12 protein-coding genes are annotated in these 12,442 nt (G+C 54.4%); 8 read left to right on the forward strand and 4 right to left on the reverse strand.

Translation table 11 applies throughout. From position 1 onward, the window contains the following. Nucleotides 1-48: 48 nt before the first annotated feature. Entirely contained in the window at nucleotides 49-903 is an 855-nt protein-coding gene (locus AMM48_RS10710; RefSeq protein ID WP_102783999.1) for a transporter substrate-binding domain-containing protein, read from the reverse strand. Nucleotides 904-1,054: 151 nt separating this feature from the next. Beyond that, a complete protein-coding gene (locus AMM48_RS10715) occupies nucleotides 1,055-1,894 on the reverse strand; it encodes a class I SAM-dependent methyltransferase (RefSeq protein ID WP_244271189.1) in 840 nt (279 codons plus the stop codon). Nucleotides 1,895-2,051: 157 nt separating this feature from the next. Between AMM48_RS10715 and gloB the strand changes: the two genes are divergently transcribed. After that, nucleotides 2,052-2,822, forward strand: coding sequence for a hydroxyacylglutathione hydrolase (gene gloB, locus AMM48_RS10720; RefSeq protein ID WP_102784000.1), 771 nt, complete (start codon nucleotides 2,052-2,054; stop codon nucleotides 2,820-2,822). Between the two features lie 12 nt (nucleotides 2,823-2,834). Here gloB and AMM48_RS10725 read toward each other — a convergent pair whose 3' ends face one another. Next, nucleotides 2,835-4,082, reverse strand: a complete 1,248-nt coding sequence (locus tag AMM48_RS10725) for an ROK family transcriptional regulator (protein WP_102784001.1) — start codon at nucleotides 4,080-4,082, stop codon at nucleotides 2,835-2,837. Between the two features lie 489 nt (nucleotides 4,083-4,571). Between AMM48_RS10725 and AMM48_RS10730 the strand changes: the two genes are divergently transcribed. From AMM48_RS10730 to AMM48_RS10745, 4 genes are all read left to right on the forward strand, one after another. Further along, nucleotides 4,572-5,600, forward strand: coding sequence for a sugar ABC transporter substrate-binding protein (locus tag AMM48_RS10730; protein WP_101299377.1), 1,029 nt, complete (start codon nucleotides 4,572-4,574; stop codon nucleotides 5,598-5,600). Between the two features lie 154 nt (nucleotides 5,601-5,754). After that, nucleotides 5,755-6,837 carry an ABC transporter permease gene (locus AMM48_RS10735; protein ID WP_102784002.1) on the forward strand — a complete coding sequence of 361 codons (1,083 nt, stop codon included), beginning with the start codon at nucleotides 5,755-5,757 and terminating at the stop codon, nucleotides 6,835-6,837. Further along, entirely contained in the window at nucleotides 6,834-7,622 is a 789-nt protein-coding gene (locus AMM48_RS10740; RefSeq protein WP_102784003.1) for an ATP-binding cassette domain-containing protein, read from the forward strand. The genes AMM48_RS10735 and AMM48_RS10740 overlap by 4 nt, the downstream gene beginning before the upstream one ends. A 51-nt stretch (nucleotides 7,623-7,673) precedes the next feature. Further along, complete coding sequence (locus AMM48_RS10745; RefSeq protein ID WP_102784043.1) at nucleotides 7,674-8,303, forward strand: nucleoside/nucleotide kinase family protein; 630 nt, start codon at nucleotides 7,674-7,676, stop codon at nucleotides 8,301-8,303. 25 nt (nucleotides 8,304-8,328) lie between these two features. On the opposite strand, the gene AMM48_RS10750 is transcribed toward AMM48_RS10745, so the two are convergent. Beyond that, the gene (locus tag AMM48_RS10750) at nucleotides 8,329-9,222 is read right to left on the reverse strand and encodes a GntR family transcriptional regulator (RefSeq protein ID WP_102784004.1); all 894 of its coding nucleotides are present in this window, start codon (nucleotides 9,220-9,222) and stop codon (nucleotides 8,329-8,331) included. A 289-nt stretch (nucleotides 9,223-9,511) separates the two neighbouring features. Between AMM48_RS10750 and AMM48_RS10755 the strand changes: the two genes are divergently transcribed. The 3 genes from AMM48_RS10755 to AMM48_RS10765 all read left to right on the forward strand — a co-directional run bounded on the left by AMM48_RS10755 (nucleotide 9,512) and on the right by AMM48_RS10765 (nucleotide 12,420). Then, nucleotides 9,512-10,570, forward strand: a complete 1,059-nt coding sequence (locus AMM48_RS10755; RefSeq protein ID WP_244271190.1) for an ABC transporter permease — start codon at nucleotides 9,512-9,514, stop codon at nucleotides 10,568-10,570. 52 nt (nucleotides 10,571-10,622) lie between these two features. Continuing rightward, on the forward strand, nucleotides 10,623-11,570 hold the full coding sequence (locus tag AMM48_RS10760; protein ID WP_102784005.1) for an ABC transporter substrate-binding protein: 948 nt from the start codon (nucleotides 10,623-10,625) through the stop codon (nucleotides 11,568-11,570). A 73-nt stretch (nucleotides 11,571-11,643) separates the two neighbouring features. Further along, entirely contained in the window at nucleotides 11,644-12,420 is a 777-nt protein-coding gene (locus AMM48_RS10765) for an ATP-binding cassette domain-containing protein (protein ID WP_244271191.1), read from the forward strand. Nucleotides 12,421-12,442: the final 22 nt, after the last annotated feature.

Raw genomic sequence — 12,442 nt, forward strand, 5'->3', positions numbered from 1 at the left:
TTCTTATGAACAGGAGAAGTTCAACAAGATGGCTTCAGTCAGTACCATTCAATAAGCGAAATACTCGACAACCAGCTGATCAATTTCGCCAGTGTCGCGCATTTGGCGCAGGGCATCATCAAGATCATCGGCAAACTGATCGCGGTATGGCCAGGAACCAGCCGGGTCGTAGCCAAAGGCGTCATAGCCAAATTCCTGCCCGATGATGGCGGTTTCATCAATGTTGCGCGACTGTTCCTTATCCACGGCCAGTTCACGCAAGCCCGCCAGGATGGCCATGCGTTCATTGACATAGCAATCCACCCGTCCGGCCATCAGAAAACGCAGGTTGCTTTCGGTGGTGTTGGCTTCTTCAAGCGTGATCTCACCCGCCGCCACCATGTCAAAGAAGTCCTCACCCGCCAGCCGGTATCCGGCATTGTTGGCGAAGCGCGCGCCCGTGAAATCGTCCGGGAAGACCCGCAAGTCGTGGCTTAGCACGTAGTCCTTGCTGCAAATCGCTACCACGGTTTCGCTCAGGATCGGGACGGAATAGCGTTCGACCCAGTTTCGGTCATCGCGCAAATACGGGGGAAAGAACGCCATGATCTGCCCCGATTGCAAAAGATCCATGCCGCGTTTAAACGGCACATTTTCGAACCGAAGATCATATTGCGGCATCTTGTCCACAGCCGCCTGCAGGATGCGGACGTAAATGCCCGCAGGCGTGCCATCGGCATTGAGGAAGGCATAGGGTTTATTGTTGTCTTCACCGTGCAAGACGACGGGGATGACATCCTGCGCGACCGCGATGGACGGTACTGAGACGGACTGAACCAACACCCATGAGGCCAAGGCTGCGGCGGTGACGGTAGCGTTGACGGTAGCTCTGGCGGGATGCTTCCGGATGCGGTTGGGCTTCATGCTCGGTAATTCTTGTGAGAGATCATACACATTATGTCACTCAAACTGCGCGGGCTGTCAAACGTGATACTGTAACCATATGCTTCACATATGGTGGCGGCACCCCGATTTCACAGGCTCTATTTCCCGATCCGGCTACTTCCCGGGCTGGCTATTTCCCAGTTTGGCAGGATTTTCTGGTTTGGGCGTCGTCCGCCGCGTCTTGGGCATGATGCAGATCGTCGCGCTGTGACGCGGCATCCTCAAAATGCTGTCGATTGCCGTCGGCCGGGCGCAGTGGGGGCACGGTCACCGGGATATGAACCAGACGACGTTTACGGGCCGGTGTGCCGGTACTGGCGTATAGCTGTTTGCCAGCTTCGACGATGGACACCCCGGCGAAGGCCTTGAACAGTCGCGATCCGATGTTTTCAAACGCCTGCGACCAGCGCAGCAAAAAGCGCCGCCGGGTCGGGGGGATGAAAAGGGCTCGGCTGTGCTGGACCGGCAGGAACATGTTTTCGCGCATCAGGTTTTGCAATTGCGTGACACTGTGCGGATGCCCAAAGCCAAACGGGGTGCTTTCCGACCAACTCCAGAGCGAGCTTCGGTTGGGTGTCACCACAATAATCCGGCCATTGGGGGTTAAAACCCGCCAGCATTCGCGCATCAGGCGACGCATGGAATCGGTATGTTCGACCAGATGCACCACCAAAATACGATCCACCGAACTGTCGGGCAGTGGCAGCATGGTTTCTTCGGTCAGGGCGACATGGTTGTCTTCGCCCGCGGGCCAATGCACGCAGCCCTGCTGGGCGGGCATGAAGGCCATGACGCGTTCGGCCTCGCCGATAAAGGGCCGCAAATAGGGTGTCGCATAGCCAAAGCCAAGCACGCGCAATCCACGCACATCCGACCACATCAGGCGCAGACGCCTGCGGATCAGACGCCGGGCGGCCTGCCCGAGAGTACTGGCATAAAAACGGTGAAGATCAACGACATCCTGACGCATGACTGGACTTTAGCACCCTATCGGTCCTCACGGAAACAGCTTTGAAACGACCCTGTTCATAGAATGTCAGAAAGTTTGATCGTTGGGTGATTGTTTCAAGACAGTTGATGCTGATACTGTGGAGCACATCACATCATCATCAGGTCGAGGTCCCCTTATGGCTGCGGGCGAAGTTATCGTTATTCCGTGTCTTTCAGACAATTACACCTATCTCGTGCGCTGCCACCGCAGCGAAATGACCGCGATCATTGATCCGGGCGAAGCAGCTCCTGTGATCAAGGAACTTCAGGACCGCGACTGGCAGCTTGATCTGGTGATCAACACGCATCATCACCACGACCATATTGGCGGCAATGCGGAATTGATGAAGAAATACGGCGCCAAATTGCTCGGCCCGACGGCGGAAAAGGCGCGCATCCCCGACATGGACGAAATGGTTGCCGAGGGCGATCAGGTTTTGATCGGCGAGCTTGAAGGCCGGGTGTTTGACGTGCCGGGCCATACATCGGGGCATATCGCGTTTTATTTCCCGGCGATTACTGCGCTGTTTTCCGGTGACAGCCTGTTTGCGCTGGGCTGTGGACGGTTGTTTGAAGGAACGCCTGAACAGATGTGGCAGTCGCTGCAAAAGTTCCGCAATTTGCCCAACAGCACGCAGGTTTACTGCGGCCATGAATACACCCAGTCCAATGCCAAATTTGCCAAAACGATTGAGCCCGACAATGCGATCCTTGCCGCACGCTGTCAGGATATTGACGGGCTTCGGGCGCGCAACATCCCGACCATTCCATCGCGGATTGATGTTGAGCTTGCGACCAATCCGTTCCTGCGCGCCGATCACCCGGATGTTGCTACCGCACTGGGCATGGAGAATACCACCCCAACGGAAATCTTTACCGAAATCCGCAAGCGCAAAGACAATTTCTAGAACGTTCTTTGGTTATTGCATCTGTTTGAACAGCACATTCTGATCAAGCAGATAGCGTGAAAACAGCGGCAGACTTGCCGCGCCAATGGCGCGCGCGGCACTGCCGACCTGCCCCTGTTCGATGTGCGGGCGGGCAATGCCCTGAAGATCAAGGTCGGAGATCGCAGCCCGGGTTGCCGCGACAATGCGTGCACAGACATCGGGCGGAAAACCGCCATCGACAATGACGGCTTCGAAATCAATCACCGAGCAGACCGACGTGATGGCAAGGGCAAGGCTGCGCGCGGTGTGGTTGATCCAGATATCAAGCGTCTTGCCGAGTTCCGCCCAGTACGCCGGATCGCGCCACAGCATCGCCGGATCACGGCCATCGCGGGTCAGCATTTCTTCGAGCACAAAGATAGATGCCTGATCAATCAGTTGGCTGGCGTGACCGCTGCGTGACGAAACCGGCATGGAGCCAAAGGCCCCGGCATTACCTGTGCGGCCCGTATAAAGTGCCTGATTGAGCACAACGCCGCCGCCAATGAACGAGCCAATGAAGAAATAGGCGAAATCGGTATAGTTCGGGCCAAGACCAAACACCAGTTCGGCCCCGCAGGCCGCCGTGGCATCATTTTGCTGAAACACCGGGAACGGGACGATGGCGCCGATGGTGTCGATCAAATCGACTTCGCGCCAGGCATTTAAGTCCTCAATCGGCGCGCCGACTTCTTCGCCCCAGTTCCAGAGTTCAAAGGGTGCGGCAATGCCAATACCAGCGATCCGGGCCTGTTGGGGGGCACTCAGGGTCGCGGTGATTTTGCCAACCGAGTCGCGGACAAACTGGCGAATGCTATCGGGTGTGGGGTATTTGTAGGCTTCTTTGAGCGATCCACGCACGGTGCCGACAAAATCAAGCAGGATCAGTTCCGCACTGCGCCGCCCGATCTTAAGACCAAAGGAATAGACCCCGTCAGGATTAAGCGCCATCGGGACTTTGGGTTTGCCGACCTTGCCACGCACAGGCTCCCCACGCATCAGAAGACCGTCTTTTTCGAGGCCGCGCATGATGACCGATACAGTCTGGGCCGACAGACCCGAAAGCCGGGCGATTTCGGCCTTGGACAATCCGGCGTTCCGACGCACCAACGACAGCACCAGCCGTTCATTGTAGGCGCGCACGCGCAACTGATTTGCCCCGCCGCCCGGATGCAGCGGACGTGCAGCCTGATCTTCCGTCCCTGTCGGGTCAGGATTGGTCGATAGTGACGCAGTCATAGAGTTCCTCCCACTCGGGATCCGGGGTCAGGGCCGGCTAATTTGGTTACAATGGTCGATCAGATTTATGCGGATACGCGAAGCAAAACCGCAGGAAGATATACATCTTTCAAGGCTTTGCGACAAAGTAGCCCGTGCAAATCTGATTGATCCGAATGACAGTCGTTATATTTGTGAACTCCAGCGTCATAGCCCTTGCCCGGGATACCAACCCGTTCTGCGGGCTCTTCCTTGTATTTCACAAATATAACGACTGCCATTCTAATCAAATTAGCCGACCCTGACCCCGCGCCCGATTGGCTTGAAGAGTGACAGGATTAATTAATAAATCAATCGGATTTATTAATTGACAGGGGATGTAATTTGGTGTGTCGTATGGCCCAGACAGGTTGAAGACCCACAGATTTAACGCGCGTTGCATCCTGTTTGGAAAACAAACATTAACGGCACAAACAGCCGATTATTCAGGTAAAATCCTGGGAGGAAATGATGAAGAAAGCACTTCTTGGCGCAACTCTTGGTGCGCTTGCCCTTAGCCTTACCGCCCTGCCGAGCCCGGCCAAAGCCGCCGACATTGGTGCCTGCTTGGTGACCAAGACAGACATCAACCCGTTCTTTGTCAAAATGAAGGAAGGGGCGTCTGCCAAGGCCGAGGAACTTGGTATCGATCTTTCGACATTTGCCGGCAAAGTGGACGGCGACCATGAGACACAGGTTCAGGCAATCGAGTCTTGCATCGCATCGGGTGCCAAAGGCATTCTGATCACCGCATCCGACACCAAGGCGATTGTCCCGGTTGTCAAAAAGGCGCGCGATGCCGGCCTTCTGGTCATCGCACTTGATACCCCGCTTGAGCCGATTGACGCGGCCGATGCGACCTTTGCCACCGATAATTTCAAGGCAGGCGAGCTGATTGGTAAATGGGCGGCGGCAAAACTTGGTGATAAGGCAGCCGATGCCAAGATCGCCATGCTTGATCTGACACCCAGTGCACCATCGGTTGATGTGCTGCGCGATCAGGGCTTCATGAAAGGGTTCGGTATCGACATCAAGGATCCCAACAAGATTGGGGACGAGGATGACGACCGGGTCGTTGGTCATGATGTGACCAACGGTAATGAAGAAGGTGGTCGCGAAGCCATGGAAAACCTGATGCAGCGCGATTCCGAAATCAATGTGGTTTACACCATCAACGAACCGGCTGCGGCGGGTGCGTACGAAGCGCTTAAGGCGTTTGGCATGCAGGACGGTGTGTTGATCGTATCGGTTGATGGCGGTTGCCCGGGTGTTGAAAACGTCAAGGATGGTGTGATTGGTGCGACATCGCAGCAATATCCGCTTTTGATGGCGGCCAAAGGGATCGAGGCGATCAAGGCATGGGCCGATAGCGGCGAAAAACCGCAGAACACCGACGGTCTGAACTTCTATGACACCGGGGTTAACCTTGTCACCGATCAGCCGGTTGACGGTGTTCCGTCGATTGATGTTGCCGAAGGCATGGATCGTTGCTGGGGCTAATTGCGCCCGTTCATTTCGAGGAAGGGCGGATTTAACCCCGCCCTTCTTGTCCCACATCAGGTTACACTTGGTCAGGCGCCCACCACCAATCCAGCCACAAGAGCCGGAAAAGGTGCCGGCGGGATATCGGTCATGACCAAGTCGGGAGGAAGCGATGAGCGAACCCGCTCAAACGTCACGCAAAAAACAGGAATACGAGCACACGCTTGATTCCAGCGACAGCTCTGTCGCGCAGTTTGACCATAAACACCGCAACCTGTTTGATACCGTGCAGCATTTCCTGCATGGCAATCCAACCATGGTGCCGGTGATTGTTCTGGTTTTTTCAATCGTCATTTTCGGCTTTGTCGCCGGACCCAAATTCTTTTCGCCGTTTAATCTGTCGCTGATCCTCCAGCAGGTTGCCGTCATTGGCATTCTTGCCGCCGCCCAGAGCCTTGTGATCCTGACTGCCGGTATTGATCTTTCGGTCGGGGCGATCATGGTTTTGATGTCGGTGATCATGGGGCAACTTGCGATCACCCTTGGCGTCCCTGCCCCGATTGCCATCATCATCGGGTTTATTGGTGGCATCGCCGCCGGGGCGCTTAACGGATTTCTGGTCACCCGGATCAAGTTGCCGCCGTTTATCGTCACCCTTGGCACGTGGAACATCTTTTTTGCGCTGAACCTTTGGCTTTCGGGTGCACAATCGATCCGCAGTCAGACTTTGGATGAAATCGCACCGCTGTTGAAATTCTTTGGCGAAAGCATCGCGATTGGCGGGGCGCGGATTACCTATGGCTCGATCCTGATGTTGGCGATTTTCGGGGTGCTTTGGTACATCCTTAATCACACCAGCTGGGGCCGCCATGTTTACGCCATTGGCGATGACAAGGAAGCCGCCGAGCTTTCGGGTATTCGCACCAACCGTACCCTGATCATGGTGTATGGCCTTGCCGGGCTTGTCTGTGCCGTTGGGGCATGGGCCTCCATCGGGCGGGTTGGATCGGTATCGCCACAAAGTTTTCAGGAAGCCAATTTGCAATCGATTACAGCCGTGGTGATTGGCGGCATATCGTTGTTTGGCGGGCGTGGATCGATCATTGGCCCGTTGATCGGGGCGTTGATTGTGGGGGTGTTTAATTCAGGTTTGCGACTGGCGGGGGTTGATGTGCTGTGGCAGGTGTTTGCCATTGGCTGGCTGACCATCATTGCCGTTGCAATCGACCAGTGGATCAGAAAGGTGTCAGCATGAGCAACGCACACACACCGGTTCTTAAGGCGCGCGGCATCGTCAAACGATATGGCCGTGTCACCGCCCTTGATCGTGCCGACTTTGATCTTTATCCCGGCGAAATACTGGCGGTGATCGGCGATAATGGTGCGGGGAAATCATCGTTGATCAAGGCCTTGTCCGGGGCGATCACGATTGATGAAGGCAGCATTGAGCTTGATGGCAAGCCAATTGGTTTCACATCCCCGATGGAAGCCCGCGAAGCCGGGATCGAGACGGTGTATCAAAACCTTGCCCTGTCGCCGGCCCTGTCGATTGCGGACAATATGTTCATGGGGCGTGAATTGCGTAAACCGGGCATCATGGGCAGATATTTCGGCGCGCTTGATCATAAGGCGATGCAGCGCATTGCACGTGAGAAGCTGACCGAGCTTGGCCTGATGACCATTCAGAACATCAATCAGGCGGTTGAGACGCTTTCGGGTGGGCAGCGCCAGGGGGTTGCAGTTGCGCGTGCGGCCGCGTTCGGATCGCGCGTGGTGATCATGGATGAGCCGACCGCAGCCCTTGGGGTGAAGGAAAGCCGCCGCGTGCTTGAACTGATTGCCGATGTGAAGGCGCGCGGCATGCCGATTGTGCTGATTTCTCATAATATGCCGCATGTGTTCGAGATTGCGGACCGCATCCATGTGCACCGGCTGGGCAAGCGGCTTTGTACCATCAAACCAGACGATTACAGCATGTCGGACGCGGTTGCCTTTATGACCGGCGCCAAGGAAGCGCCCGACATCAGTGACGCGGCGTAACGTACATGCACCGCCATGGTCAAACCCCAGAAGACAGGCAGCCTTGCAGTCATGACACCTGATCTTGACGCATTGGCTGCACGTATCAAGACCACCCAATCGGACGATTGTCGCATCCTTGTGGCAATCGCCGGGGCACCAGCATCGGGCAAGTCAACCTTGTCCGACCGGCTTTGTCATCATCTGGGGGGTGACGAAGCCGGTGCTGCTGTCGTGCCGATGGACGGATTTCATTTTGACGATGCCATCCTTAAACAGCGTGACCTTTTGAACCGCAAAGGGGCCCCCAACACGTTTGATGTTGGCGGGTTACAGCGCATTCTTACCGCCCTTAAGACCGAGACTGACCAGGACGTTTATGTGCCGTTGTTTGACCGTGGCCTTGAACTGTCACGTGGGTCGGCACGCTGCATATCGCCGCGTCACAAGATTATCCTGGTGGAGGGCAATTACCTTTTGCTGGGTCAAGCCCCGTGGGATCAGTTGGCAGCCATGTTTGATCTTTCGATTTATCTTGATGTGGCCGAGGAAATCTTGCGCGCGCGCCTGATTGATCGTTGGCGGGGGTTTGGCTTTGACGATGCGAGCGCCTTGGAAAAGGCGCTTGGCAATGACCTTCCCAATGCACAAGTCGTCGCGACCATGACCGGTCCTTCTGATATCCGCGTCACAGCCGGGTGAGGACCAACCTGTTGAAAGATCACATCTAGTTCTCAAGCAGGGAACGCAGCAAGGTCTGCCTTGCCGTGCTGAGATGTTTGGCGGCTTCGGTCTGGATTTGCGCCCCGTCGCGGCTGCGCAGAGCAGCGATATAAGTCAAATGTTCGCGGATCGCGGCTTCGTTTCGTTCTTTTTCATCCTTCTTGTTCCACTGATAATGGAAGTGAAAGATCAGAGAGATAATATCTTGAAACTCAGTCACAAATCGGTTTTTCGATACACTTGTCAAGGTCGCATGAAAACGGGCATCGAGCTCCGAGAAACGCGAAAACCGCGTTTCGATATGATCTAGAAGGCTACGATGTTCTTCTTCCAGCCGGTCGAGTTTTTCCCACGCCGGATGATCATCCGGGAAGTCGACAAAATTTCGCACCGCGTCCAATTCAAACATTTCCCGAACGTACGAAAGTTCAAGTGCATATTCCTTGGTAAATCCGCGCAGCACCCAACGGTGATTTAGCTTTTTCTCAATCAGGCCGAACCGGCTGAAGCTGATCAAAAACTCCCGAACCGTCGATGTGCCGACATCGAACTGCCGTGCCAGTTCGAGCTCGTTAAGCTGCGTATTGGGCGGTATGTCGCCTTGAAGGATCCACTCTAGAAACTTGCCTTCGATTTTTTCTGAAACCGGGCTGGTTTCACGGTCCGAGAAACGCTCCGCCTTTTTGCTGTGACGCAGGATCGTTTTGACACGCCCCTGCCAGTCGATAATCCCCAAATCATTTAGTGATGACAAAATGTTGCGCACCGTCGTGCGACTGATGTTGAGCATTTCCGCGATATTGACTTCGCCCGGAAGCTCCGTACCAACATCCTGACCGTCAATCAGATCAAGGCACTGATTGAAGCCTTCCTTAAAGCGCGTGTTGGATTTGGTCATTTTGGCGGTTCCAATCGTCTTGCTTTGTCTTTGTTCGTGAGTAGGAGATCAAATGATTTTTATCAATAAAAAACATTTGACAGTTTTGATGCGTTATGAAAAATGTATATTAATGATAAAAAACATTGAGAGCTGATCCCATCGCAAAACAGCTTTGGGGAGGTAATGGTCGAACATATCGGTAGGCGTTGGCGACGTGTAATCGCGGTCAGCAGTCATGTCGCAGGACATGGGGCCTCCTTGAAAGTTCAAAGTCGTTGCCACAGCTTCAGAATTCAGGGAGATCGCTGTGAGTGGCGAAAGAATTTCCACCTGTTCGGATGCTGAGGTCAAGGGGCGTTTTGCACGTCTTTGGAGCCATATGAATGGCGACGAGCGCAAGGACGTTGTCCAGAAATTCGCGGCCGTGTTTAGCTTAATGGCGCTTATCGTCGTCTTTTCGGTGACAAGCGATGCCTTCTTTAGTGTCGGCAATGCCATGACCGTGTCACTTCAAACAACCTCCATTGCGTTGCTTGGCATTGGTGTCACCGTCGTTATTCTAACCGGCGGGATTGATTTGAGTGTCGGGTCGGTTCTTGCACTTTCGGGGACCGTTGCGGGACTTTTGGTCAAGGATGGCTGGCCGATCTGGGCGGCCATGTCGATGGGTGTTCTGACCGGCATGGTGTGCGGCTGCATTAACGGTTTTGTTGTCACGAGACTGCGCCTTGCACCGTTTATCGCCACCCTTGGCATGATGTTAATCGCCCGTGGCCTTGCCCTGCAATTGACCGGTGCAGCCCCTGTTTCACAGCTTGGCGAGGCCTTTGGCGTCCTTGGCAACGGGTCCTTGTTCCGGACCCTTTCGGTTGGGGCGAATGGCCTGCCAAAAGTCCTGTTTCCGGGAATTCCGTATCCGGTCCTGATCATGATCGTGATGGCGATTATCGTCGCATTTATCTTACGCCGTCTGGCGATTGGTCGGCACATCTATGCGGTCGGGTCCAACGAACAGGCGTCGCGCCTGGCCGGGGTGAATGTCAATTCCACCAAAATGTTTGCCTATGCCACATCGGGTTTTCTCGCCGGGATCTGCGGGATTGTTTTGATGTCGCGTCTGGTCACAGCGCAACCCAACGAAGGCATTATGTATGAACTTGATGCCATTGCCGCAGCCGTGATTGGCGGGACATCCCTTATGGGGGGTGTTGGGACCATTTCCGGCACCATGATCGGTGCATTTGTGATCAGCATTTTGCGCAACGGCCTGAATATGAACGGCGTTTCAAGCTTCATCCAGCAAATCATCATCGGCTGCGTCATCATCGGCGCAGTCTATATCGATCATCTGCGGAACCGCCGGTGATCTGCCTAAACCGTTAAAATCAATAATAATTCAATATCAACCGGAGGAACCTATGAGAAAGATCGTATCAGGGATACTTGGCATGGTTGCATCTGTCGCACTTGTGACTGGTGCCGCCGCCGCCGACAAGGAAATTGCCGTCATCGTGAAAACGACCAACTCCAATTTCTGGCAGAACGTCAATAAGGGGGCGAGCAGTGCGGTCGCCAAGGCCGAGGGCTATGACATCACGTTCCAAGGCCCGGAATCAGACACCGCAATCGCCGAACAGGTCAACCTTGTTCAGAACGCGATTAACCGGAAAGTTGCTGGCATTGTGCTGGCACCATCGGATACAGAAGCACTCGTTCCTGTTGTAAAATCCGCAAACGAGAACGGTATTCCGGTGGTGATTATCGACAGCCTGCTGTCGGAATCAGCTGAAAGCTACTATCAGGCATTCCTTGCTACCGACAACCGCAAAGCCGGTGAACTTGTCGCCCAGATGATGATCGACAAGGTCGGGAAAACCGGAAAAGTCGCGGTAATGTCATTTGTTGCCGGTGTCGGTTCGGAAATTGGCCGCGTTGGCGGTTTCATCGAATATATCAAAGCCAATTCCGACATTGAAATTGTCGGACCGTTCTATTCGCAATCGCAGATGGCGCTGGCTTTGAACCAAACCACGGATGTTCTGTCGGCCAATGGCGACCTTAAGGGCATTTATGGTGCGAGTGAACCAACCGCCATTGGCATGGCACGCGCCATTGTGCAGTCAGGCAAAGCTGGCAAACTTGTTGCCATCGGTTTTGACGGCAACAAAGACCTGCAGGATTTTGTCCGCGACGGAACACTTGATGCCATTGCGGTTCAAAGCTCGTTCCAGATGGGGCAGCTTGGCGTCAATGCGGTCATCGACGTTGCCGAGGGTAAATCGGTTGAGAAATTCATCAACACCGGTTTGGTCATGGTGACCAAAGAAAACATCGACAGTGCAGAAGCCCAAAACGTTCTTTACTGAGCGCGGCGCAGACAGGCCGGAGGGGGAACACCCCTCCTCCGGTCTTGATTGGAAGTCACGGGGAGTGAGTAAAATGGTAGCGCCCGCACCAATTGTTGAAATGAAAAATATTGGCAAGCGTTTTGGGGGCATTCATGCCGTTGAAGATGTTTCGGTGGAACTGCGTCCGGGCGAGGTTGTTGGCGTTCTGGGCCATAACGGTGCTGGTAAATCCTGTTTGATGAAAATTTTGTCGGGTGCCATGAACCGCACCGACGGCACGATTATGGTCAATGGGGAAGAAGTAGCGCTTGCAAACCCGATTGAGGCGCGTCACTGCGGGATTGAGACGATTTACCAATCACTGGCCCTTGCAGATCACCTTGATGCGCCGGCAAACCTGTTTCTGGGGCGCGAGCTTAAAACACGGTTTGGCACACTTGATGACAAGCGCATGGAGATGGAAGCCCGACAGGCTCTGCGGCAGCTTAATCCGAATTTCAAGAACATTACCGACACGGTGCTGAATATGTCAGGTGGGCAGCGTCAGGTGATCGCTATTGCGCGCGCGATATATTTCAATGCCCGTGTTGTGATTATGGATGAGCCGACCGCAGCCCTTGGCCCGTCAGAGACGGCAATGGTTGCCGAATTGATTGAGAAATTGCGCGAACAGGGGATCGGCATCTTTTTAATCAGTCATGACCTAAACGACGTGTTTGATCTTTGTGATCGGGTCATGGTCATGAAAAACGGTCAGAATGTCGGCACGCATGCGATTGATGAAGTGACAAAGGACGACCTTCTCAATCTGATCATCCTTGGAAAATTGCCCGACAACTGGTCACCGCGGAACCTTGTCGCGTCGTAACGTACGCCGTCCAAAGATAAAT

Origin of the sequence: Thalassospira sp. GB04J01, assembly GCF_000751115.1 — a bacterium.
GTDB lineage: Bacteria > Pseudomonadota > Alphaproteobacteria > Rhodospirillales > Thalassospiraceae > Thalassospira > Thalassospira lucentensis.